The organism is Corynebacterium sp. UMB0012 (assembly GCF_030216265.1).
Lineage (GTDB): Bacteria > Actinomycetota > Actinomycetes > Mycobacteriales > Mycobacteriaceae > Corynebacterium.
Map to the genome: position 1 here is coordinate 1 of NZ_JASOKQ010000029.1, position 22,435 is coordinate 22,435.

The window sequence follows — 22,435 nt, forward strand, 5'->3', positions numbered from 1 at the left end:
AAGCACTCACATCAGCTACACTGACTCAAGCAGCATAGCTAACCCCCGACGTGTCTACTTTCCGGGGGTCAGGCCCCCGTGACGCTGTGCTGATTGAACGCATTGGTGCCATTCATCGGGATAATTACGGTGTCTACGGCGTGCGGACAATGTGGCATGCGCTTGACCGTGACGGAATCGACATCGGTCGTGAGCAAACCGCCCGGCTGATGCGCCTAGCTGGTGTTTCTGGCACAGGCACAGGCGGATCACCAATCACAACCCGTACACCTCAACAGGCCGGATCTGCGCCCGGATTTGGTCGAGCGTGAGTTCAAAGCCCAAGGCCTTAAACAAGCTGTGGGTGGCCGACATTACCTACGTGCGTACGAAGAAGGGTTTTGTGTACACCGCGTTTGTCACTGACGTTTACTCCCGGCGGATCGTCGGATGGGCATTATCGGACTCGATGCGCACCGAGGTATTACCGCTGCAAGCACTCAACCAAGCGATTGTGAGCGCGAAGGAAACAACAGGCCTTATTCACCATTCGGATCACGGCTTATAGTACGTCAGCGTTGTCTACAACCAGCGTCTCGCCCAGCACGGGATTGCCGCTTCCACTGGGACCGTCGGTGACTGAAATGACAATGCTCTAGCTGAAAACGTTAACGGCTCTTACAAGAATGAGCTCATCCATACTCGCAGGTGGAATGATGTTGTCGAGGTAGAAATCGCGACGTTCGAGTGGGTGTCATGGTGGAACGAGGTAAGGCTCCACCAAAGCCTGGGATATCGAACCCCAGCCGAGGTGGAAACCGAATTGTGGAAGAAGAACCCGCAACAGGGAATAATAGAAATCAAGGAACATGCCTAGGAACAAAACTCGGGGCACTTCAAGCCCCTTATATGGCTCTGGATGTGGTGATTGCTGCAGAACCGTCATCAGTAAGGGTGACTTTTCCATCTACGCGGTAGACTTCACGCAACATTTTTGCGGTTAACACGTCCTTAGCTGCTCCGTGTGCGTATACAGTGCCCGCGTGGAGTACCGCAATGCGGTGAGCGAAGCGCGCTGCTTGTGAAAGATCGTGCATCGAAACCACGACCGCCGCGGGTGCTTCAGCTGCATAGGCGCGAATATGCTCCATGAGGATGAGCTGATTTCTTAGGTCAAGAGCGCTGGTTGGCTCGTCCAGTAGTAATGCCTGCGGCCGGCATACGATGGCCTGGGCGAAGCTTACTAATTGACGCTGGCCGCCGGAGAGCTGGGACATTGTTCGGGATTCTAGGTCTTCTAGCCCCAGCCGCGTGAGGACCGAGCTGACTCGGTCCTGTGTGGATGTGGCTACCCGTAGTCCGCTGAATCCCGTCCGGGAATGCTGGAGTGCCAGAAGTACCGATTCGAATACGGTAAGGGTGCTTTCCGGCGGGGGATCCTGTGGCAAATATACTGCCTCGGGCCCAGTGACGTCGCCGCTGAATCGGCATAGGTTAGCCATGCAGCGCAGCAAAGTCGACTTACCAGCGCCATTAGGGCCGACGAGGGCGGTGACGGTTCCAGCTTCGATCTTTGGGAGACATACGTCATTCAGTATCTGTTCGTCTCCATGGGAAAAGCACAGGTTATCTACCCGGAGTGTGGGTTCTGGCGGAACCGTGGGCGGTTGTTCCACGAGGGGGTCCTTTCTGGGGCAGGAAGTACTGGGAGAGGCGATCATTAGGTTGAGGAGACAGTTCGGGGGCGGCGTCGCAAAACAATGAGGACGACGAACACGGGAACGCCCACAATCGCGGTGATGATGCCGACAGGCAGAATCGCCCCAGGCTGGATCAGCTTGGATACCACTGAGGCTGAGGTCAGCAAAAGCGCACCTGAGATGATGGACGTGGTGAGGAAGAAGCGTTGGTCCTCACCAACGAGCATCCTGGCGATATGTGGGCCGACGAGTCCGATGAAACCAATTGTCCCGGCCATCGAAACGGCAGTTGCCGCCATAAGGGAGACTCCCACCAGCGTGTACGTGCGCAGCTTTGGGATATTGATACCCATGGACCTAGCGCGGTCGTCGCCCATTCGAAACGCGGTCAGCGTCCACGCATTGCGGTAGAAGTAAGCAATTCCGATTAGTGAGATGACCGCGAGAAGGCCGATCTGAGGCCACGTAGCGCGCGTAAGGCTGCCCAAGGTCCAGAAAACCACCTGCTCTAATTGGGTCTGCGAGGCGAGGTACTGCATTAGCGCTAGTAGAGCATCGAAGAGGAACACGATGGCTATGCCCAGCAGAATCATTCCCTCGGTACCAGAGCTCTTTGACCGAGAGAATAGGACGATCACCGCACAGGCCGCGAGGGCGAAGACCCAAGCACTGCCCGCCATTCCCAGCGCTGCCCCGATTCCCGCCGCGGTGAATCCTGAGACGGTGGCAAAGGCTGCGCCAAAGCTCGCAGCGGCGGAAATGCCCAGCGTATAGGGCTCTGCCAAGGGGTTATCCAAGATGGTTTGCATCTCTGCGCCGGCAGCAGCGAGGGTGCCACCGATGAGCACCGCTGTGACGGTCATAGGCAGACGTATATCAAAGATGATCTGCCAGTCAATTGGGCGGGAATCGCTGGGGTGAAAGAGCACGTAGAGCGCCTCATTTGCGTTCAAACTGCTGCCGATGAGGAAATCTATGGCAATGGTGACGCATAGCAGGGCCGTAAGCCCTGCGATGATCGCTACCTTTCGCCTGCTAGCTGTTCGGTACCAGTTTGACCGGGGGCGTTGCCGTTGCGGGGTAGAGTTTTGGTCGTCCACCTCGCTTCCGGTGGCAATTGATTGCGCTCGTGCTCCGTGGCTCATGGCAAACCAGTCCAGAAGGTGCCGCTAGCCTCCACAGGGAGGAATTTTTCATGTAGTTCTTCCAAATCGGCCTGCGGGTCGACATCGGAAAACAGGTCGGGGTGCATGGCTTTGGCAAACCACTCGATGGCTAGGTAGTTGTATGGGGAGTCGTAGAAGTGATGCCACGCAGCGTAGGCCCGCTTGTTCTTGACCGTCCGCATTTCCTTAAGGACAGGTTGCCCGTCAACAACGCGTTGGAAGTCTTTGGCTGCCTGTTCGGTGGACTCGTCGTAGCCCAGGGGTACAAAGCCATTCTTCTTTGGCTGCTGCTTGGCGCCGGTCCAGTCTGCGCCGGTGGCGATGATGACGTCTGGGTCTTTTTCAGCTAGCGCCTCGGGAGAGACTTGCCCCTGCTTGGCGTCGATCATATCGTCGCCCACGTTTTCGCCACCCGCTGCGTTAACAATTTGGGCTAGGTTGGACTTAGCGAAGGTAGAGCAGCAGTCGAAGTAGCCGGGAGCTCGCCAGAGGAAGGTCGGTGTGGGGGTGGCCTTGGCTTTTTCTAGGCGCTCCTGAACCATGTTCACCTTGGACTCATAGAACTCGGCATACTCTTCCGCTTCCTTCTCGTGGCCGAGTACCTTGCCGAGCAAGCGCACGCTCGGTGCGGTGTTCTTCACCGGGTCGGTAAAGTAATCGACGGTAACCGTGGGGATTCCGGCCTTTTCTAGACCGTCTACGATGCCAGCATCCTGGGCGGCTTCGAAGCTGCTTGCGGAGACAATGAAGACATCTGGACGGGAATTCAAAGCTTGCTCAACGGACATCGAGCCGTCGTAAACTTCACCAGTTTGCTCAATATCTTCGATCTCTGAGAATTTCTGTTCGTACTTCTTGTACGTGCCAGGGTCGTTCTGCTCCAGGTCATCTGGCCAGGCAACGATGCCCTGGAGCGGGTTTTCTTTGTTGAGGATGGATGTCGTGTAAAGCATCCGTTGCCCGCCCATGAGGACCCGATCGACGTTCTTCGGGACCTCGACTTCGCGCCCGAGAATGTCGGTGATCTGTTGCTTTTCTCCGTCATCTGCGGTCTGTTGTTCATCGTTAGTGCTGCAGGCAGCGGTCATAAGGAGGGCAGTGGCGGTGACGGCTGAGGCGACTACGCGGGCCATTCGGTGGTGAGGGGCGCGTGGGGTTTTAAAACCGCGAGCCCTAGTTGTCGTGAGGGACAAGGCAATCCTTTCTTCCAAGTGGATCTATTAGGTTAGCCATACCTTTGTTTATCTACAATGGGTGATGAAACTTTTACCCCCCAACATTCCCGTTAAGTCAGTTCATTCAGTCGGCGGGAATATGTGCGTAGCAGCAGTACCGCCGTGGTTGCGAAACCCATGATGAGTCCTAACCAGACGCCATATCCTTCCCATCCGAGGAGCTTTCCAAATATCAGAATCCCGGGGACGCCAACCAGCCAGTACCCGACGAGGGTGCAGCGTAGCCCTGAGGTGGTGTCTTTCAGGCCTCTCAGTAGGCCCACTGCCACGTTTTGGATTCCTTTGGCGAACTGTTGCAGTACCGCGAGACATAGGAGCAGGACGGCAATGTGAAAGGTGGTGGGATCTGCCTCTTTTAAGAAAGGATGCAGTACCCACCTGCCCAACAGAAGCCACAGCGCGCCCATTATTCCCAGATACGTGACCACGACGAACAATATGCGTCGGGTAATCTCGCGCACTGAGTCGGCACTCTCGGCCCGAGCCCTTGTGATCAGCACCGAGCCGCCGTGAGAAAAGCCGATGCACACTTGGTAAACGATGTACGCCAGTTGGTTCACAATATTGTGCGCCGCTAGCATCTGTGGGCTAAAGGTCCCCATCACTAAACCGGCGATGGTTGTTATTGCAGCCTCCGAGCCATAGGTCAGACTGACTGGTACCCCGAGGCGGACGAGGCGGCAGATAGTCTCCCCATCTCCTTTACACGGAAGGATGTGGAAATAGGGCTGTAACTCGGGAATGCGCAGTACCACAATCCGGAAGGCCAGGAAGGTAAGCAGTTGGATGACAGTTGTAGAAAGCCCGATGCCCGCTACCTTCCAGTGATCCGAGGCTGCCCATGTCATAAATAACCAGTTCAATGCGATATTTATAAATATCGATATCAGCGTGATGGTTAACAGGGAGCCGGGTTTTCGCATGCCCACGGCGAATTGGCGCAGGACGTTGAGCCACATCATCGGGACTAACCCGGGTGCGAGCGCAAGGGTCATGGCGAAGGTGAGTTGGGCAACGTGCTTGTCGATGGGCAGAACAAGGACCAATCCGCCTAGGGCGATGACCAGTAACGCGCCGAGAATTGCAGTGCCAGTGGCCACCGCGAAGGAGGAGCGCACAGCCCGCCGGATCTGTTCTGCTCCCGCCTCGCAATTTTGACAAGAGGTTTTCTCTTTTTCCATTTTTGCTGCTGCTTCAGCCACAAGATTTGCCCCGGCCGTCACCATGCCCACGCACATCGTGCGGATCTGGTTGTAAAGCTGCATCGCTAGGCCGCCGCCGGCTATCGCCAGTACGCCCACGGACTGCAGCATCAATACGTCCGTGGTGGTCAATGCAACTCCGGCGAGTTGTACTCCAGCGATGGGAAAGGAAATTCCCAGAACTTCGCGATATTTCCGGATGGATTTCAACCTCGCAGCCACCTTCAACTTCGGACTAACATTCGTCTCGGCCCTCGCTTCTCATCTTCTAAACCTCGCCCATTTTGGCGGCTGGTCTCCAATGTGCTGCGGTTTCTAGCGGTAGATACGCAGCACATCCGATTCATTTGCGGCCTCCAGGCCGTTGAAGCGAATGGCGCTGCGATACATCTGCACCAAAGTTGCAATCGGACGCTGCCGTCTGCACCATGGAAATTAGTGGTTCGCCCCTGCGGATTCAGCTGGTGCTGGCCGATGCCCCAGCGGTACCACCGTTGGTTGAGACCGAATCCCGTTCAGGGCTGGTGTTTGCAGCGGCAGAGACTCCCTTCGGAAAGTATAAAGATTATACCTAGTTTAGGTAAGGCTACCATAATTGAAGATTTCCACTTCAAACACTTCAGGTGGAAGGAGTGTGAAGATGGATAGGAGAGACTCAAGACTCCGGTGTTCATTTATCGCTGTCTGGGTGGGGCTTTATCTGCGCACCTGCATTCGTGCAAGAAATCTTGCACGAAGCTCTCGGGTAGCTTACTGTGGTCAATCGTTCAGGAATTCTTGCACGATTGGAGTTGTGATGAGCCCACGAAAGTATGAGCATCCGGCCACCGAGGACCTTGAATTCGTCCGTGTTCTGGCTGCGGTAAGTGATCCCATCCGGTTAGAGATGGTTAGGCGCCTGGCAGACGGTCAGGAGCACGATAGTTTGACGCTCGCTGATGACCTGCCTCGATCTACCCTGACCTACCACACTCGGCAGCTGCGTGAAGCCGGTGTGACGTGGACAAGAAGCCAGGGACGAACTTGTGTTATCTCTTTGCGCAGAGGCGATCTAGACGAACGGTTCCCTGGTTTACTCGATATGGTGATTTCGAATGCTTAAACAGCTGTGGCCGTTAGTTTTGGGCAGTGTAGCGCTCGGATTGGACGCATATGTTATCGCTGGACTGCTATCACAGATTGCAAACGACTTGGGTACAAGTGGCAGTGTGATCGGCTTGGGTGTTACCGCCTTCACCGGCGCGTACGCAATATCTGGTCCGCTGTTCTCGGGTAGGGCAGGCAAAGATCCGCGGAGTGGTCTGCTTGGAGCTGTTGCTGTGTTTTCTTTGGCGAATGTCGTGACTGCAGTCTCGCCTACAGTGAGCGTTTTTCTCGTGTCGCGCTTGATCGCAGGTGCGGCAGCGGGAATTTATTCGCCGTTGTCCTCAGCCGTAGCGGGGATGTCCGTCCCAGCAAAGTATCGCGGGCGCGCACTGTCAATGGTGCTGGCTGGCTTAGCGGTGGGAACTGTCGTGGGCGTACCGGTGGGATTGGGGGTAGCTAAACAGCTAGGCTGGAGGGCTACCATCGGTTTGGTCTCGGCCATTGGAATAGTGGCGTTAGCGGGTCTAGCGTTGCGCAAAGCGAGTGTGGTACCAGCTGTGCCCTCTTCCTCGTTGGGGCAGCGACTCCGAGTCATCGGCCGAGTGGATAATTTCCTGACGATCTTAGTTACTTTCTTTGTTGGAGTGGGTTCGCTGGGGTTGTACACCTATATTCCTGTAGTGCTTGATCGTGTGCAGGTAGACACCATTGCTGGTATTTGGGTCTGGGGTATCGGCGGGGCAGCGGGTGCTTTTGGGATTGGGAGGGTGCTCGACAAGGTTAATAGTTCACGCAAACTAACGGTCATTATCATTGCATTACTCGTGACTGATTTCGCTCTACTGCTGCTCTTCCCTTCGAGCCACGTGGTGGCAGTGGTGTGTCTTTTTGCTTGGGGGCTTTTGGGGTGGTCGTCTATGGCACCGCAGCAGCATTCGATGCTTAGTGCAAACCCTGATGAAGGGGCGACTGCTGTTGCTGCTAATGCATCTGCGAACTACCTTGGCTCGGCAGTCGGCTCCGCAGTGGGTGGATTACTGTTGCCCTCCTCCACGGGAATCCTGTTAGGAGCATTAGGTGCAGTCCTAGTAGGAATCGTCTGCAGTATTGGGGCTAGTGCCTCTTCTCGCTCTCATACTGGGGACAATGTGAATTAGGAATACTTCGGATTGATGGGACGATGCCCGAGTTGACATAGTCGAGCTCTTCGTCGCATTCCCTTTGAGGCCTTTGCTTTGACACTCTTAGCAGCTTAAAGGACTGATCCTAGGTCTTTGATTTTCTCGCAGTAAATCATGTCAGTATTGGTATCACTGAAGCTACCGCGGAAAAGAATAAAGAACTGCGCGGACCGCTGCCGCGCTGCGAAGTCCCCGCTACACTCGCGCTTATGACCGATCTGCAGCATGTCCACTCCGTTGATGAGGCGGTAAACCGCCTGATCGAGATTTACGAGAATTCCTGCGAGCTTGCGCGCAAGACTTTGGAATCAGGAAACCTTGATGACTATCGCTATGTGGTTTATCCCAAGGTCACAGTGGATATCCGCAAATGGCAGCCCATCGATCGTTCCGAGCCGTTTGGCTACGTCAACGAGGCGGGCAAGTACTCGGCGGTAGTTTCCAAGCCGCACATCATTCGGGACTACCTGCACGAGCAGCTGACTCGCCTGGCGGGGAATTATCCGTGCGATATCTTTGTTGGCCAATCCGACCAGCGCATTCCACCGGAGTACATCAAGGACACAAGGAAAGCCCCGCAGGAACGCGGGCCTATTCCGCGTCCGACGCTGGATGAGGTCAATGATGCAATCATTGATGGCGAATGGGACGCTTTCCACGGTGCGGAAAAGCCGCTTTTTCATTTTGGCGCCCAGCGCTTTGATATCGCGTGTGCACGCATTGAGCACTACACCGGCATCGAGGTCGATACGGTGCAAAAATACATTTTGTTTACTAACTACGCGATGCACACCACCGAGTTTGTGAAATTCGGTTTGCGCGAGTTGACCAGGGAAGACTCGCGCTATACCGCCTTGGTGCTGCCCAATGGCGAGACCATCCACCCCAACGATGCGGTGGACCTCGATGTGGATGGTCTGACCTTGACCTCTCGCTTCCAAATGCCGCGCTTTGATCTGATTACTGCCGGTGGTGATGGCATCACGATGATCAATATCGGTGTGGGGCCCTCCAATGCCAAGACCATTACGGATTGCTTGGCGGTGCTGCGGCCGGAGGCCTGGATCATGATCGGCCACTGCGCTGGCATGGATGGGCGCATGCGCATCGGGGATTTGATTTTGGGCAATGCCTACCAGCGCAATGACCACATCTTGGACCAAAAGGTTGCGGCGACCTCTCCCATCCCGGCGATTCCGGAGGTACAGCGCATGCTCGAGTCTGCGGTGAAGGCGGTGTACGGCGACGATAATTCGCTCATGCGAACAGGCACGGTGCTCTCCACCGATGATCGCAATTGGGAGTGGCGCACTAACCGGGATTTGTGGGAGTGGCTGCGTACCTCCACCGCGGTGGCTGTCGATATGGAATCGTGCACGCTCGCGGCCAATGGCTATCGCTACCGCGTTCCTTATGGAACTCTGCTTTCGGTCTCTGACCTGCCATTGCATGCGGTGCCGAAGCTGCCGGCCCAGGCGCAGGCCTTCTACTCCAACTCGAAGGAAGCCCACGTGATGTGCGCGGTGCGTGCGATGGAGCATCTAGCCGAAAATCCGGAGCGCCTGCGCACTCGCAAGCTGCGCCGGACTTTGGGCGAGGTTCCATTCCGGTAGGTGCCTTTTCTTTGGCAGGCAATGCTCGTTAAACTACAAAGAAATCCCATGACGCAAAAGGAGCCACACAATCGTGACTGAAAATTGGATCCACCCGGACCGGGAAAACCTCACCTGGGAGGTCTTCGGCGAGGCGAGCCGTAACCTGTCGGAACAGATTGTGGAATCTGGTTGGTTCCCAGACCTCATCGTGGGCGTCGCCCGCGGCGGCCTCATCCCAGCCGGTGCTATCGGTTATGCCATCGGTGTCAAGGCCATGGGCGCTATCAATGTGGAGTTCTACACCGATATCGGACAGACCTTGGAAGAGCCGATCATCTTGTCCCCGCAGCTGGACACGGATTCGCTAAAGGGCAAGAAGGTACTGGTAGTAGATGACGTCGCGGACTCCGGCAAGACCCTGGATCTCGTGGTAAATCTGCTGAAGGAAACCGCAGACGAGGTGCGCTCGGCCGTCATTTATACCAAGCCGAAGACCATCTTTGAACCGGACTTTTCGTGGAAGAAGACCGATCAGTGGATCAACTTCGCCTGGTCCGTGCTTCCCGTAATCACTGCAGATGGCTCCTTTAAGGAAGGCTCCTAAAGTCCACTAGGATGTGCAGGCGTGATTAAAGAACAGCCTGCCCCTACCGGCGTCATCGCCAGTTTCCGTTATGCATTTTCCTCGCCTGCTCGACTGCGTAAGGAAGTCTTTGGCGGTCTGGCGGTGGCGCTTGCTTTGATCCCAGAGGTCTTAAGCTTTTCCATTCTTGCGGGCTTAGACCCGTGGGTGGGATTGTTTTCCTCCGTCGTGATGGCAATGTCCATTGCCTTTACCGGTGGCCGGCCGGCGATGATTTCCGCGGCGGCCGGCGCGGTGGCACTCGTTGTCTCACCGCTCGCGCATGAACATGGGCATGACTACGTGGTTGCCGCGGTGCTCTTGGCAGGAATCATGCAGGTAGTTTTGGCTGCGGTGGGCGTCGCCAAGCTCATGCGCTTTATCCCGCGCTCGGTGATGACGGGGTTTGTGAATGCGTTGGGAATCATGATGTTTACCACGCAGCTGCCGCACCTTATCGATGTGCCGTGGATGGTCTATGTGCTGGTGGCCATTGGCTTGGCAATTATGTTGGGGCTACCGCGGCTGACCACGGTGATTCCCGCCCCGCTCGTTACCATTGTGGTGGTCAGCATCATTGCGGTCGTGGCCGGGTGGCAGGTCCCCGATGTGGCGGACCAAGGCGAGCTTCCTACCTCGCTGCCGGGACTTTTCGTGCCGGATATTCCGTGGAACCTGGATACCTTGCAGCTGATTGCGCCCTATGCCTTTGGCATGGCCTTGGTGGGGCTGATGGAATCGCTGCTAACGGCCAAGCTGGTGGATGATATTACGGATACCCACTCCGATAAAACGCGCGAGTCCTTTGGTCAGGGCGTGGGCAATATCCTCGCCGCGGCCATCGGCGGTATGGGAGTGTGCGCCATGATTGGCCAGACCATGATCGGCGTGAAGGCATCCCAGGCGCGCACGCGCTTGTCGACGTTCCTCGCGGGCGCCTTCCTCCTTATCCTGTGCCTTCTTCTTGGCGAGACCGTCGGTCGCATTCCGATGGCCGCCTTGGTGGCGGTGATGATCATCGTGGCCGCAACTACGGTGGATTGGCATTCAGTTCACCCGCGCACGCTTAAGCTCATGCCGCTATCAGAAACGCTGGTGATGCTGGTAACGGTGGTAGGCACGCTGGCCACGCATAACTTGGCGGTCGGTGTGGTGCTCGGTGTGGTGACAGCATCCATTGGCTTTGCCCGCCGCGTGGCTCACCTGGTGGAGGTAGAGCAAGTAGGCGATGCCGAGTATGCGGTGCGTGGCCAGCTGTTCTTCGCCTCCTCCAATGACTTGGTCTATGCCTTTGACTACACGCTGGACACCCAGCGTGTAGTGGTAGATATGACGGAGGCCGAGGTCTGGGATGCCTCTACGGTGGCGACGCTGGATGCGGTGCAGAAGAAATATGCCGAGCGGGGCATCGAAGTAGAGTTTCGTGGCCTGGAGGGAGCTAGTGCGCAGCGCCTGAATCACCTTAGCGGCCGCTTAGGTGACTAACATCACATTTATGGACTGGGGTGTGAGGGCTCAAGCAGTAGGCGCCGAACTGACCTTGAGTTCGCGTTGGCGTAAATGCAAAGGATCCGCGATGACCTCGCGTTCTTAGGGGAACTTTGCCTGCGCGCGATGGCTAGCTTTGTCTTGGCTAACTTAGGTTATCCAATCTAAAAAAGCATAATGACGTGCAAGTTTACTTAAGTAGGCCTTGCTGGATCACGGGAGAATCTTCGGTAGTGTAGTGTTTAGCACTTATTGATTTCCCTGCACAGAAAGGTTTTTACAATGGACGAGAAACTGCAAACCCTCCTGAATAACCAGGTCATTAGCGAGTACGGCGCTTCCATGGTCTATACCCAGCTGGCCTTCGAGATGGACAACCTCTCCTTCCCGGGTATGCGCGATTGGTTTATGGGCCAAGCCGCTGAAGAGCGCGTGCATGCCGAGAAGATTGCGGACCACTTGCTCTCCCGCGGTTATCGCGTAGAGCTCACTGACATCCCGGTTGGTTCCGTGAAGGCTGCTAACCCGCAGGATGCTTTCCAGGCTTCCCTGGAGCACGAGCAGAAGGTCTCCGAGGAAATCCGCACCATCGCTCGCGCGGCGCTGGACGCACAGGATCTGGAATCCCGCCAGCTCGTTGACTGGTTCCTGAGCGAGCAGGTGGAAGAAGAAGCTACCGTTTCTGAGATTCTGGACCAGATCAAGCTGGTGGGCAATGACGGCTCTGGCTTGCTGCGCATCGATGAGCGCCTGGCTGGCCGCACCGAAGGCGGCGCCTAAGTGGGCGTGGGTGAATAACAAACCCATCAAGATTTAGCTCAATCCTCCCATAGCACTGCGGTGCGGTGGGAGGATTGTTTCTATGTCAACGCAACGCAAGGCTTTGTGCGCCATAACCCTATTAGTTCTGGCGCTCTTCCTCATCGTGGGAGCAGCAATCATGTCCACGCACATGGCCTTGGGGGTATTTCTGACCACTGCGGCGCTGATGCTCGGACCATTCGCCGGGCTCGCACTGCTGGTTTATGGCGTCGCCGGCACGCGTGGGGCAGTTACGCGCTCGCTCTATAGCCTCGGCGGCATGCTACTCATTGGTGCCATCGGCGGCATCTTCGCTCTGTCCATGGACCAGGCTCCCGCGATGCTGCCTCTCTTTGTCGCTGGTGCGGGTGTGGGAATTGTAGCCGTGCTGACCCAAGCGCCGAAACGCGCATAAACTGGCCCCCGTTATGCCCAAACTCCTCTTTGATATGTACGGCGTGCTCATGCGCCCGGCCACCCCAGAAAGCCATGCGGACTTGGAGCGCCTCCTCGCGCCGCCAGATGCAGAGGCGATGTGGGAGGCCTACGGGTTTTATCGGCCGGACTACGATGCCGGCATCTTTAGCGATAGCCACTACTGGAACGAGGTAGCGGCCCGCGCCGGGCTAGAGGAGGTTCCTGTCGCGGAGGCGGTAGCCTGCGAAAACAGCGGCCTCCTGGAGGCGGACCCGGACATGGTGGCGCTGGTCAAGGGCCTTATCGGGGAAGGCTATAGCGTGGGCATCTTGTCCAATATCCCCACCACGCTGGCGGGCCAAGTGCGTAAGAAGCAGCCGTGGTTGGAGGACTGTGCGGCGGTGACCTTCAGCTGCGATATTGGCGTGGCCAAGCCGCACCCAGAGGCCTATCGTGTGGCCGTGGATGCGCTCTCCGCGCAGCCGAAAGATACCCACTTTTTCGATGACCGCATCGACTACGTGGAAGGTGCCACCTACTGCGGCCTCAACGCCCACCTCTTCCGCGGCATCGACTCGGTACGCGAGGTGCTAAGCGTGCTGGAGTGAGCGGCCCAGATCCAGCGGCTGGCGCAGTAGCTGATCGGTGGCGACGGTGCGGGCTACCGCGCGGACGATCTCCTTATGGCCGGGGATCATGCGCAGCTGCAACTCTTCGCCCGCGGAGGCGCGGACGGTGGCGGCAAATTGCTTGGGGGCCTGTGGGTCGTCGGTAAACGCGCCGCCGGCGATAACCACGGTGGCCGGGGAGTGGGCCTTGACCAGCTCCGCGGTGATGGCGCCCAACTGGCGGGCGCGCTCGTCCAAAATGGCGCGGACGGCGGGGTGGGAGTCGGCGGCCTGGGCGGCGTCGGCAAGCGAGGCTGCCTCCACGCCCTCGCGGCGTATCGCCTCCAGGATATGCTGGGTGGCCAGCAGGCGCTCGGACGCGCCATGGCCCAGCAGCTCGGAGTGTGTCGGGGGCACGGGAATAATGGGGCTGACCTCGTCCTCGACGGAAAGTGCGGAGCCGATGGAATCGTCCGCGAAGAGCACCAGAACGCGCTCGCTGGTGCCAATCTCGGCCGCCTGGGTCTCGGAGCCGAGGATGGCCGGGATGGCGGAGGAGACTACCACGGGCACGCCGAACTGGAAGCGCAGGCGTTCGGCGATGTCCACGCCGTGCCAATTGAGGTTTTCCGCGGTGACCAGGCCGTTATCATCCACGGTGCCGGAGGTGGTCACGCCGAGGGAGACCAAGCGGTGGTTCAGGTTGGTCATCATGCGGTTGATGCCGGCCATGATGTGCTCGAGGAAGTCATCCTCGCTGAGGTTAGCCACCGGGGTGGTCAATTCCTCTTCGCTCAACGTGCGGCCCTTGATGTCATAAAGGCCGATGTAGGTTTGCTTGGTGCCCACGGAGATTCCGCCGAGCGCCCAGTCATTATCGGCCGCCTCCAGCGGCACCGTTGGCCGGCCGCGCCCGCGGGACTGGGTGAGGTCGGTGCGTTCCTGGATGAGGCCCGCGTTGAGTAGGGAAGTAGTGGCGCGCGTGATGGTGGGCTGGGAAAGCCCGGTGGCTTCCACCAGCTCGCTCCGGGTGATGATCGGGTTCAGGCGCACCAAATGGAGGCACTTTGCGGCCGGTGTGCGGGGCCGCGTGAACACTGGGCCAGATTTGATCATAAAAAGAAGTATAAATATTCCAGACTGCTTTGTCTAATCTCATAAACACGCCATGTACCGAATAGTCTAAAGGTGGTGGTGGGGGCGCAAATATCTATGCTGGAGAGCATGCAGTCAGTAGCGGTTTATTGTGGTTCAGCAACAGGAAACTCCCCGGCCTATACACAAACGGCACAGGAATTGGGCACGGAGCTGGCCCGACGCGGGCTGACCTTGGTCTACGGCGGTGGCAACATCGGCCTGATGCGCGAGGTAGCGGAGGCCTGCTTGTCCGCCGGCGGTACCGTCACCGGCGTGATGCCACAGTCCCTGGTGGATCTGGAGATCTCCCACCCCGGCCTGACCACCCTCGAAGTAGTCGGCTCCATGGCCGAGCGTAAGACGCGCATGGAGCAGCTTGCCGACGCCTTTATTTGCCTCCCCGGTGGCGTCGGCACCCTCGAAGAGCTCACCGAGGTGCTCACCTTGCAGCAGCTGGGCCACATCCGCGGCCCGGTAGGCCTTGTTAATACGGAGGACTTTTGGCGCCCGTTCCATGCCATGTACGCCGCCATGGCCGAGTCCGGCTTCATCTTGCCGCGCTTTGTGGACGCATTGGTAATGAAGGAAAAACCGCAGGATATCCTGGAAGAATTCGGCCGCTGGAACTATCCCGGTACAAAGTGGGACAACGATTAGTTAACAAGTTTGCAACTTCAGCCCGCCCGGGTGGCCTATAGCTGATACTTAGGGATAGACTTCCTCGTTATGAGTTCTGAGCAGACCGCTAAGCGCCAGCCTTCTCTACTGGACGCTTCGTGCGATAACTTCGTTCACGACCTAGCCGAGCTTTCCCCCACCGATGCCACCGCGTGGGGCATTGACGGCTACGAGGGCGAATTGCAGGATTTCTCCCCCGAGTACTTCACCGCCATCGCAGACCGCACCCGCGAAATGGTCGCGGACCTGGATGCCCTGGATGACACCACCGATGAGTCCGATGATGAGGATGACTTTGATGACGTGGACTATGTCACCGCGGCCGTCCTGCGCGATCGCCTCTGCCTTGAACTAGATCTGCACCACCACAGCGAGGACGTGCGCTGCCTGAATAACATCGCCTCCCCGGTCCAGACCATCCGCGATACCCTGCTACTCATGCCGCAGGACACGGACGAGGACCGCGATGCCATTCGCTCCCGCCTGTCCAAGGTGAAGACCTCCCTGGCCGGCTACCGCAGCTCCCTGGAAGAGGCGGCCTCCCACGGCATGGTGGCACCGCACCGCCAGATCTCTGAGGTTATTGTGCAGTGCGAGCGGCTTGCCGACGCCGACTCGATGCTCGAGTCCCTCGGCCTCAACGCCGACTCCGCCGAGGTGCAGCAGGCCAAGGAGGCCTTTGGCGAGTTCTCCGATTGGCTCTCCAATGACCTGCAGCCCCAGGCACCCACCAAGGACGCCGTGGGTCGCGAGCGCTACGAGCGCTTTTCCAAGCTCTTTGTGGGCGATGCCGTCAACCTCGACGAGGCCTATGAGTGGGGCCTGGACCAGGTGCGCAGCCTGCGCTCGGAGCAGGAAAAGATCGCCCACGAGCTCTACGGCTCTGAGTGTTCGGTGCGCTCGGCGATGCGCAAGCTCAACCACGAGGACCGCTATACCCTGCGCGGCACCGATGCGCTGGTGGAGTGGATGCAGTCCACCGCCGATGGCGTCATTGCCGAGCTCAACGGCAAGGAATTCGATATTCCGGAGGAAGTGGAAGAGATCGAGTGCTGCATCGATCCGGCCGGCACCGGCGGCATTTTCTACACCCCGCCAAGCGATGACTTCTCCCGCCCGGGCCGCATGTGGTGGTCTGTGCCAGAGGGCCAGGACACCTTCCACACCTGGCAGGAGCTGACCACCGTCCACCACGAGGGCGTGCCGGGCCACCACCTGCAGCTCGGCTCCGCACTGGTGCAAGAAGACCTCAACCTGTGGCGCCGCGCGGTGACGTGGAACTCCGGCCACGGCGAGGGCTGGGCACTCTACGCCGAGCAGCTCATGGCCGAGCTGGGCTACATGGATGATCCGGGCTTCCGCATGGGCATGTTGGATGCGCAACGCCTGCGCGCCGCCCGCGTGGTTGTGGACATCGGATTGCACCTGGGCAAGCAGCTGCCGGATTGCTCTACCTCCGGCGTTTGGGACAAGGCGCACGTAAAGACCTTCATGCGCGAAAACACCGCCATGGATGATGCCAACCTCAACTTCGAGGTCAACCGCTACCTCGGTTGGCCGGGCCAGGCGCCGTCCTATGCGCTGGGTCAGCGCCTGTGGCAGGAAACCCGTGCCGAGGCTGAGAAGCAGGGCATGAGCGCGCGCGAGTTCCACTCGGAGGCCCTCGCCTTGGGCTCCGTGCCGATGTCCGTCCTGCGCGAGGCCGTGCTGGGCAACTAGCGCCGCAGCAGGCGCTTCGCCAGCCGCAGCAGCTGCGGCAGGTAGCCTGCGATGACGAGCACCGCAATGAGCCGGGTGAGCTGTACCGCGATGACCGCTGGTCCGGCTCCGCCCTCGGCGGAGAGCGCAAGCACCGTCTCGAGCGCGCCGGGGCTCGTGGCCAGGTAGGCCTCAAAGTAGGAGATGTGCAGCCACTTGGTCAGCGGCCAAGCGGTGGCCGCGCAGATGCCGATGATGACTACGATGAAAAGAACCGTGGCGGGCAATTGCTTGGCAAAGGCCTTGAGTGCGGGCAGCGATAGCCCGCCGCCGCAGACCCAGCCGATGGATAAGAATGCCATCACCTTAAAGACATAGAGCGGCTCAAGCGTGTGGCCCTCCGGCAGCACGAAGGAGACCAGCACCGTCAGCAGAAGGGGGCCGAGCACGGCCGCGGCCGGCAGGTGCAGCAGCTTTCCCAATTTCTCGCCCAGCAAGGCGATGGCAAGGACCAGCGCGATAATCCACCAGGTCGTTTCTCCCTCCACCGTGAGATCCGCGCCCTTGCCGGCTGGGGTATCAAGCAGCGCGACGACGGCCGGTAGCGATACCGAGACCACCAATAAGCGCAGGTATTGGGTGAGGGCGACGTAGCGGTAGTCGGCACCGAGTTCGTCGGCAAGCGCGGGCATCAGTGAGGCACCACCCGGCAGCATGGATAAAATGCCGGTTTCGGAGGAGACATCGCGCGGCTGCGCGCGGTGCAACAGCAGGCCGCCGACGATGCCGACCATGATGGTGACGAAGGACATGGTCACCGCCGCGGGCAGGAAACCGACCAGCTGGCCCAGCGGCACCACGGTGAGGGGCAGCGCTGCCATCATGCCGATAAAACCGCGGGACATATTATAAAAAATCCGGTTGACCTGGAGGTCTTCGCCAGTAATGAGAGCCATGGCGCCCGAGGCGATAATGGCCGCGAGAATCCACGCGGCGGGCACATGCCACAGGCTAAATAGCCAGCCCAAAAGGACAGAGATTGGGACGACGATAGCCCACCGCGCCACGGTGTGGGCATTAAGTCCACTGCTTTCCTGCTGTGCGGCCATGCGCGCCCTCCTCAAATTACCTCTGCGACTTGAGTCTAGCGCCCCTTCCTTTCATTACCGCGGGCAGTGGATAGGGGCGAGTTATCACAATACATGATTAAAGATTTATGATCGGGGCATGGAAATCGATGTGGCGCAGTGGGTGATTCTCTTCCTCGGTACCGCGACTGCGGGGTGGATCGATGCGGTCATCGGCGGCGGAGGATTAATCCTCATCCCACTGCTGCTCGCGGTCCTTCCCAGCCTCGCACCCGCGGCGGCGTTGGGAACAAGCAAGTTGGCCTCGGTAACCGGCACCGGCTCGGCAGCCGTGACCCTTGCGCGCAAGGTGAAGTTAGATAAGGCGGAAATGGCGCGCTTTATCCTCATCGCGCTGGTGTGCTCTGGGCTGGGAGCCAGCGTGGCCTCGAGCCTAGATAAAGACGTCATGCGCCCCATCATCATTGTCCTCATGGTGGCCGTGGGCATCTTCGTGGCCTTCAAGCCAGACTTTGGCAGCAGCGACGCGGCCGGCATCCGCGGCGGCTGGCGCACCGTCGTGGTCCTCGTGCTCTCCGGCATCATTTCCTTCTACGACGGCATCTTTGGACCCGGCACCGGCATGTTTTTGATCATGGCGTTTACTTCCATCTTTGCCCAGAGCTTCCTGACCTCTGCGGCGATGGCCAAGGTGGTCAATACCGCCACCAATCTAGGTGCGCTCATTGTTTTCATTATCGGTGGACACGTGTGGTGGACGCTTGGCATCGTGCTCGCGGTGGCGAATATCGCCGGCGCGCAGCTGGGCGCGCGCACCGTGTTGGGCGGCGGCGCAAAGTTCATCCGCTACGCGCTGCTTACTTTGGTCGTGGTTATGAGCTGCTACCTGGGCTGGCAGCAGTGGGGTTAGCTACATCCGGTTCTTGGTGCGCGCGGTAGCAACGGCATTCCATGGATCCTCGGGCCATGGGTGCTTGGGGTAGCGGCCGCGCATATCGGCGCGCACGCCGGCATAAGGGCCGGACCAGAAGCTGGCGAGATCATCGGTCACCGCGAGCGGGCGGCCGGCGGGGGAGAGTAGGTGGAATTGCACGCGGTGGCCGCAGTATTCGGGGGATTCGGCCAAGCCGAAGCATTCCTGCAGCTTGATGTGGACCACGGGGCGATCGCCTGACCAGTCGATGGCGGCATCGCGGCCGGAGGGCACCGGAAGGCGCTCGGGGGCGAGCTCGTCCAGGTGGGTGGCTTCCGGCCAGGGCAGGAGGCGTTGCAGCGCCGGGTACATATCGAGCTTGGCGGCGGGAGTTCCCTCCGCAATACTGTGCAGTTCGGGGCCGAGCCACTCGGCGGGATCCGCGGAATCGACATCGGGCCAAGGAGCACCGAAGTGGGCGTGCAGGTGGCGCAGGCGGTCTTTGAGGCTCTGGGCTTTCTTGCTGAAGGTGAAAAGACCCAAGCCTTCCTCGCGGATGCCGGCGGCAAGCGCCTCCTCGGCCGCGGGGCCGGTGACCTTCACTGGGGTTTCTGAGAGCGTGATGGCGCCCGCAGCCTTGACCTTGATACCGCGCACGCGACCATCGCGCAGGAAGGCGCGGGTCTCCTCGGTGACGCCGATGGTCTCGAGGGCTGCCGTTTCCTCGATGCGGGCGGCCGAACGGATGATGGCATTGCCTGCGTTGGACAGGGATACCTCCGCGATGGCGAGCCACAGGGCGCCGGCTAGGCCCGAGTTATCCAGCAGCCGTGCGCGGGTGCCGCTGGCCAGCAGGTAATCCTCGCCCACGCGCTTGGCCACCTGCTCGGGAAAGGCGGTGGCAACGACCTCGCCGGGATCGGCGGGGCCGAGATCGTCGACGAGGCGGGCGAGCCGCTTGACCTCTCTTTGTGGTGGGCGGTGACGGGTGAGGTTGGGGGTTAAGGGGGCGTCGGCAAGCGAGGCAATAATGGGCGCGGCCTGGCTGCCGTGCCGGAGCAAGGAGGCGCCGAGGCGCGGATCGGTGGGCAGGAGGGCGAGCTCCTGCGTGGCACCAATGCGCTCGAGGGTGGCATGCGCGGCCGCAAGGGCCGGGGCCGGCGGCGGATCGAGCAACGGGAAGTCCGGGCCCGCGCCCCAGCAGTCCAGAAATAGCGCGGCCTGGGTCAGATCCGCGGACAAGATCTCCGGGGTGGTGTGCGGGGAAAAGTGCTGGTAATCATCCTGCGAGTAGCAGCGAATGACGGTGCCAGGCGCCTCACGGCCGGCACGACCAGCGCGCTGATCGGCGCTCGACTTCGAGGTAGACACCGTCACCAGCCCGGACATGCCACGCTGCGCATCGCGCCGGGGAACGCGGGAGAGCCCGGCATCGACCACCACGCGCACGCCCGGCACGGTAAGCGAGGACTCCGCGATGGTGGTAGCCACGACGATGCGCTGTTCATCGGTATACAGCGCGGCGTCTTGCTCCGCGGTGGTTTGCTTGCCGTGCAGGGGAAATACTTTATGGCCTGCTAAGGCATCACACACGAGGTTGACTTCGCGCACGCCGGGCACAAAGACCAGCGTTGATTCCTGCTGGCGGGCCGCCTGCTTGGCGACGTCCCCGTAAAACTCCCTCGTTCCCGCCGCCCTGCCCGGCATGGGGGCGTACTGGATGTCGAGCGGATGGGTGACCGCTTCGGTCACGTGGACAGGTGCGTCCATAAGCTGAGAAAAGCGCTGCGCATCCACGGTTGCAGACATGGCGATGACGCGAAAATCCTCACGCAATTCGGCTAGCTCCAGGCACATGCCTAGCACGAGATCCGTATCAAGCTGACGCTCGTGGACCTCATCGATGGCGACGGCGGCCACGCCCTCGAGTTCCGGATCCTTTAGCAGGCGGCGCAGCAGCACGCCCGGCGTGACGAACTCGACGTCGCTGCCCTTGCGGGACTCGCCTCGGATGGCAAAGCCGACCTTTTCCGGGGTGCCGCTGAGAGCACTCAAGCGCTGTGCGGCCGCGCGGACAGCCACACGGCGCGGGGCGGTGACGATGACTTTGCCTCGGCCCGCCGCATGATTGGCCAACGCCGGTGGCACGAGCGTGGTTTTACCCGTACCGGGCGGGGCCTGAATGACAACGTTTCCGGTTTCAGGCAGCGAATCGATGGTCTCGGCTACGGGCAGGCCCGCGCCGATGCGAGCGAGATCAAACATTTAGTTGGCGGCTCCAAAACCCTCGACAGGACCGTTGAGATCCTGGCGCTCCCAGGCGTCCTCGTTATTCTCCAGCTTGCGCACCACGCGGCCGGGAGTGCCGAGAACCAGCGAATTATCCGGAATATCGGTGGTAATGAGCGTGCCCGCGCCGACGACGCAGTTCTTTCCAATGCTAATCCCCGGCAGCACGGTGACATTGGCGCCGAACCAGGTGTTCTCACCGACGGTGATGGGCTTGGCAATCTCCCACCCACCGGCGCGCATCTCGTGATCGTTTACCGGATGTCCCACCGTAATCAGGGAGCAATTCGGGCCCATCATGACGCCATCGCCAAGCGTCACCTTGGCCTGCGCCAAGATGGTGGCACCGAAATTAATAAAGACGCGCTCACCGCACACCAGATTGCATCCATATTCCAGGTTCAGCGGCACGTGCAGACCCGGCACCGCAGATTCCTCTGGCAGAATCTCGCGCAGGATGCCCTTCGCGCGCTCCGGGTCCGTATTCTGCAACTCATTGAGCTGCTTGACCAGGCGAAAGCCGCGCTGATGCTCCTTTTTCGCCTCCGGCATGCTCGGCAAGAACCACTCCCCACCGGTCATCCGCTCCCACGAGCCGTAGCGCTCCAAGTCCTGCCGCCTCTGTGCATCCATGGGTGTCATTGTAGAGGGCGAGTGGTGCTTAATAGGTACCTGCGAAACTCACTTAGGTTTCCGTAAATCACAAACCCCACAGGCCGCTTTTGCTGGTTTGATAAAAATCGTAGCCAACATTGGCAAAGCGGTTGCTAATTCTCAGAGTTAAGGTTGAGCGTTAGTAGAAGGCGCAAACACAACGAGTGAGCATATGGAAACAGATTCAAGAAAAATCGTCGATAATATTTTGAGCGATATGGCGGAACTCAATGACTGGATCTGTATTGCTGATGCAACTGGGGCGAATGGGAAAGACTCGTTTGATGCTACGTATGACGATGTCGTTACCATCCTTAGTGCAGTCAAAGACTCTTCAGCAGTGACGCTTGGAAAGCTCGGCGCAGGATTTCATGACCTTCCGGATAGTTGGTCTCCTCGGGAAATAGCGAGCGAAGTGTTTTCCTCCCCGGATCCTATCGCTGAGATGATGGACTTCTGGATAAGGGAATTAGAGGACCCCCAGCGCTAGCTACCGTAATCTTCACACCGCAAGTATGACGTAATGGATGAGGTGAATTCTGCACGTGGGAGGAGAGCTTATTCCACCTTTCGGTCTGAATGGATTACCGCAGTTTGAACTCTACGACGTCTACCTCGTCATCGTCACCTAACCGGGATAGTGAGCATCTAGCGCTTTTTGAAGCTCGGTGAGAGAGCCAAAACCGTCATTTCGAGCTTGCTTTTCCGACAACTCACATCGCTGGGTAGAAACAACGGCCGTGACCTGTGCAGGAATGGTGACGACCTCTCCGGATTCTTTCTCGAAGACAATTTGGGCACTTCCTTCATGGAAGGGATCATCTACCCGGATGGTTTGTTGCTTTTCTCCGCTACGAATTGATTCCTCGTAGCCTTCCCACATGTAGATGCGCTGCTC

At 59.1% G+C, this 22,435-nt stretch carries 22 protein-coding genes and 1 pseudogene; 14 read left to right on the forward strand and 9 right to left on the reverse strand.

The genetic code is table 11. The features are described 5' to 3' along the window. The first annotated feature begins 86 nt into the window (after positions 1 to 86). The 3 genes and pseudogenes from QP324_RS12320 to QP324_RS12325 form a co-directional block, all read left to right on the forward strand. Positions 87 to 311 carry an IS3 family transposase gene (locus QP324_RS12320; protein WP_158014579.1) on the forward strand — a complete coding sequence of 75 codons (225 nt, stop codon included), beginning with the start codon at positions 87 to 89 and terminating at the stop codon, positions 309 to 311. Beyond that, the gene (locus QP324_RS10805; protein ID WP_166684816.1) at positions 308 to 547 is read left to right on the forward strand and encodes a DDE-type integrase/transposase/recombinase; all 240 of its coding nucleotides are present in this window, start codon (positions 308 to 310) and stop codon (positions 545 to 547) included. Before QP324_RS12320 ends, QP324_RS10805 begins: the two co-directional genes overlap by 4 nt. 90 nt (positions 548 to 637) lie before the next feature. After that, positions 638 to 856, forward strand: a pseudogene (locus QP324_RS12325) (integrase core domain-containing protein); the annotation flags it as partial. Between the two features lie 28 nt (positions 857 to 884). On the opposite strand, the gene QP324_RS10810 reads toward QP324_RS12325, so the two are convergent. From QP324_RS10810 to QP324_RS10825, 4 genes are all read right to left on the reverse strand, one after another. Further along, entirely contained in the window at positions 885 to 1,700 is an 816-nt protein-coding gene (locus QP324_RS10810; RefSeq protein WP_049156256.1) for an ABC transporter ATP-binding protein, read from the reverse strand. Further along, the gene (locus tag QP324_RS10815) at positions 1,700 to 2,824 is read right to left on the reverse strand and encodes an iron ABC transporter permease (RefSeq protein WP_080975109.1); all 1,125 of its coding nucleotides are present in this window, start codon (positions 2,822 to 2,824) and stop codon (positions 1,700 to 1,702) included. Before QP324_RS10815 ends, QP324_RS10810 begins: the two co-directional genes overlap by 1 nt. Then, complete coding sequence (locus QP324_RS10820; RefSeq protein WP_239279034.1) at positions 2,821 to 4,038, reverse strand: ABC transporter substrate-binding protein; 1,218 nt, start codon at positions 4,036 to 4,038, stop codon at positions 2,821 to 2,823. Before QP324_RS10820 ends, QP324_RS10815 begins: the two co-directional genes overlap by 4 nt. Before the next feature lie 92 nt (positions 4,039 to 4,130). Next, complete coding sequence (locus tag QP324_RS10825) at positions 4,131 to 5,492, reverse strand: MATE family efflux transporter (RefSeq protein WP_284816037.1); 1,362 nt, start codon at positions 5,490 to 5,492, stop codon at positions 4,131 to 4,133. Positions 5,493 to 6,376: 884 nt separating this feature from the next. Here QP324_RS10825 and QP324_RS10835 point away from each other — a divergent pair. From QP324_RS10835 to QP324_RS10865, 7 genes are all read left to right on the forward strand, one after another. Further along, positions 6,377 to 7,525: an MFS transporter gene (locus QP324_RS10835; protein ID WP_005328255.1), complete on the forward strand. Its 1,149-nt coding sequence runs from the start codon at positions 6,377 to 6,379 to the stop codon at positions 7,523 to 7,525. 233 nt (positions 7,526 to 7,758) lie between these two features. Beyond that, entirely contained in the window at positions 7,759 to 9,162 is a 1,404-nt protein-coding gene (amn, locus tag QP324_RS10840; RefSeq protein ID WP_150851022.1) for an AMP nucleosidase, read from the forward strand. A 73-nt stretch (positions 9,163 to 9,235) separates the two neighbouring features. Beyond that, positions 9,236 to 9,748: a phosphoribosyltransferase gene (locus tag QP324_RS10845; protein WP_005326355.1), complete on the forward strand. Its 513-nt coding sequence runs from the start codon at positions 9,236 to 9,238 to the stop codon at positions 9,746 to 9,748. Between the two features lie 21 nt (positions 9,749 to 9,769). Then, entirely contained in the window at positions 9,770 to 11,251 is a 1,482-nt protein-coding gene (locus QP324_RS10850; RefSeq protein ID WP_005326357.1) for a SulP family inorganic anion transporter, read from the forward strand. Positions 11,252 to 11,536: 285 nt separating this feature from the next. After that, positions 11,537 to 12,034 (forward strand): ferritin, encoded by a 498-nt coding sequence (locus QP324_RS10855; protein ID WP_250409660.1) that lies wholly within the window; start codon positions 11,537 to 11,539, stop codon positions 12,032 to 12,034. Positions 12,035 to 12,116: 82 nt separating this feature from the next. Further along, on the forward strand, positions 12,117 to 12,470 hold the full coding sequence (locus tag QP324_RS10860) for a hypothetical protein (protein ID WP_284767220.1): 354 nt from the start codon (positions 12,117 to 12,119) through the stop codon (positions 12,468 to 12,470). A 13-nt stretch (positions 12,471 to 12,483) separates the two neighbouring features. Next, positions 12,484 to 13,080, forward strand: a complete 597-nt coding sequence (locus QP324_RS10865; RefSeq protein ID WP_284816038.1) for an HAD-IA family hydrolase — start codon at positions 12,484 to 12,486, stop codon at positions 13,078 to 13,080. On the opposite strand, the gene QP324_RS10870 is transcribed toward QP324_RS10865, so the two are convergent. After that, entirely contained in the window at positions 13,063 to 14,196 is a 1,134-nt protein-coding gene (locus QP324_RS10870; RefSeq protein ID WP_284816039.1) for an ROK family transcriptional regulator, read from the reverse strand. The genes QP324_RS10865 and QP324_RS10870 overlap by 18 nt on opposite strands. A gap of 108 nt (positions 14,197 to 14,304) precedes the next feature. Between QP324_RS10870 and QP324_RS10875 the strand changes: the two genes are divergently transcribed. Together QP324_RS10875 and QP324_RS10880 are read left to right on the forward strand one after the other, a co-directional pair. Continuing rightward, positions 14,305 to 14,874 carry a TIGR00730 family Rossman fold protein gene (locus tag QP324_RS10875; protein WP_284816040.1) on the forward strand — a complete coding sequence of 190 codons (570 nt, stop codon included), beginning with the start codon at positions 14,305 to 14,307 and terminating at the stop codon, positions 14,872 to 14,874. Between the two features lie 69 nt (positions 14,875 to 14,943). Continuing rightward, positions 14,944 to 16,614, forward strand: coding sequence for a DUF885 domain-containing protein (locus QP324_RS10880; protein WP_284816041.1), 1,671 nt, complete (start codon positions 14,944 to 14,946; stop codon positions 16,612 to 16,614). Here QP324_RS10880 and QP324_RS10885 read toward each other — a convergent pair. Continuing rightward, positions 16,611 to 17,702, reverse strand: coding sequence for an AbrB family transcriptional regulator (locus tag QP324_RS10885; protein ID WP_284816042.1), 1,092 nt, complete (start codon positions 17,700 to 17,702; stop codon positions 16,611 to 16,613). The two genes, QP324_RS10880 and QP324_RS10885, sit on opposite strands and share 4 nt — an antisense overlap. 118 nt (positions 17,703 to 17,820) lie before the next feature. On the opposite strand from QP324_RS10885, the gene QP324_RS10890 reads away from it, so the two are divergent. Next, entirely contained in the window at positions 17,821 to 18,591 is a 771-nt protein-coding gene (locus tag QP324_RS10890; RefSeq protein ID WP_049377099.1) for a TSUP family transporter, read from the forward strand. Here QP324_RS10890 and QP324_RS10895 read toward each other — a convergent pair whose 3' ends face one another. Continuing rightward, positions 18,592 to 20,859 carry an ATP-dependent RNA helicase gene (locus QP324_RS10895; protein WP_284816043.1) on the reverse strand — a complete coding sequence of 756 codons (2,268 nt, stop codon included), beginning with the start codon at positions 20,857 to 20,859 and terminating at the stop codon, positions 18,592 to 18,594. Beyond that, positions 20,860 to 21,525, reverse strand: coding sequence for a sugar O-acetyltransferase (locus QP324_RS10900; protein WP_284816044.1), 666 nt, complete (start codon positions 21,523 to 21,525; stop codon positions 20,860 to 20,862). Positions 21,526 to 21,709: 184 nt separating this feature from the next. Between QP324_RS10900 and QP324_RS10905 the strand changes: the two genes are divergently transcribed. Next, positions 21,710 to 22,027, forward strand: coding sequence for a hypothetical protein (locus QP324_RS10905; protein ID WP_284816045.1), 318 nt, complete (start codon positions 21,710 to 21,712; stop codon positions 22,025 to 22,027). Between the two features lie 138 nt (positions 22,028 to 22,165). On the opposite strand, the gene QP324_RS10910 is transcribed toward QP324_RS10905, so the two are convergent. Next, on the reverse strand, positions 22,166 to 22,435 hold a 270-nt coding region (locus tag QP324_RS10910), incomplete at its 5' end, for an ASCH domain-containing protein (RefSeq protein WP_284816046.1).

Excerpts from the sequence above, each read along its gene's own strand:
- QP324_RS10815 (WP_080975109.1), bottom strand. The coding sequence starts at position 2,824 with ATGAGCCACGGAGCACGAGCGCAATCAATTGCCACCGGAAGCGAGGTG.
- amn (WP_150851022.1), top strand. The coding sequence starts at position 7,759 with ATGACCGATCTGCAGCATGTCCACTCCGTTGATGAGGCGGTAAACCGC.
- QP324_RS10900 (WP_284816044.1), bottom strand. The coding sequence starts at position 21,525 with ATGACACCCATGGATGCACAGAGGCGGCAGGACTTGGAGCGCTACGGC.
- QP324_RS10870 (WP_284816039.1), bottom strand. The coding sequence starts at position 14,196 with ATGATCAAATCTGGCCCAGTGTTCACGCGGCCCCGCACACCGGCCGCA.
- QP324_RS10890 (WP_049377099.1), top strand. The coding sequence starts at position 17,821 with ATGGAAATCGATGTGGCGCAGTGGGTGATTCTCTTCCTCGGTACCGCG.
- QP324_RS10885 (WP_284816042.1), bottom strand. The coding sequence starts at position 17,702 with ATGGCCGCACAGCAGGAAAGCAGTGGACTTAATGCCCACACCGTGGCG.
- QP324_RS10875 (WP_284816040.1), top strand. The coding sequence starts at position 14,305 with ATGCAGTCAGTAGCGGTTTATTGTGGTTCAGCAACAGGAAACTCCCCG.
- QP324_RS10835 (WP_005328255.1), top strand. The coding sequence starts at position 6,377 with ATGCTTAAACAGCTGTGGCCGTTAGTTTTGGGCAGTGTAGCGCTCGGA.
- QP324_RS10895 (WP_284816043.1), bottom strand. The coding sequence starts at position 20,859 with ATGTTTGATCTCGCTCGCATCGGCGCGGGCCTGCCCGTAGCCGAGACC.
- QP324_RS10860 (WP_284767220.1), top strand. The coding sequence starts at position 12,117 with ATGTCAACGCAACGCAAGGCTTTGTGCGCCATAACCCTATTAGTTCTG.
- QP324_RS10905 (WP_284816045.1), top strand. The coding sequence starts at position 21,710 with ATGGAAACAGATTCAAGAAAAATCGTCGATAATATTTTGAGCGATATG.
- QP324_RS10810 (WP_049156256.1), bottom strand. The coding sequence starts at position 1,700 with ATGATCGCCTCTCCCAGTACTTCCTGCCCCAGAAAGGACCCCCTCGTG.
- QP324_RS10855 (WP_250409660.1), top strand. The coding sequence starts at position 11,537 with ATGGACGAGAAACTGCAAACCCTCCTGAATAACCAGGTCATTAGCGAG.
- QP324_RS10865 (WP_284816038.1), top strand. The coding sequence starts at position 12,484 with ATGCCCAAACTCCTCTTTGATATGTACGGCGTGCTCATGCGCCCGGCC.
- QP324_RS10880 (WP_284816041.1), top strand. The coding sequence starts at position 14,944 with ATGAGTTCTGAGCAGACCGCTAAGCGCCAGCCTTCTCTACTGGACGCT.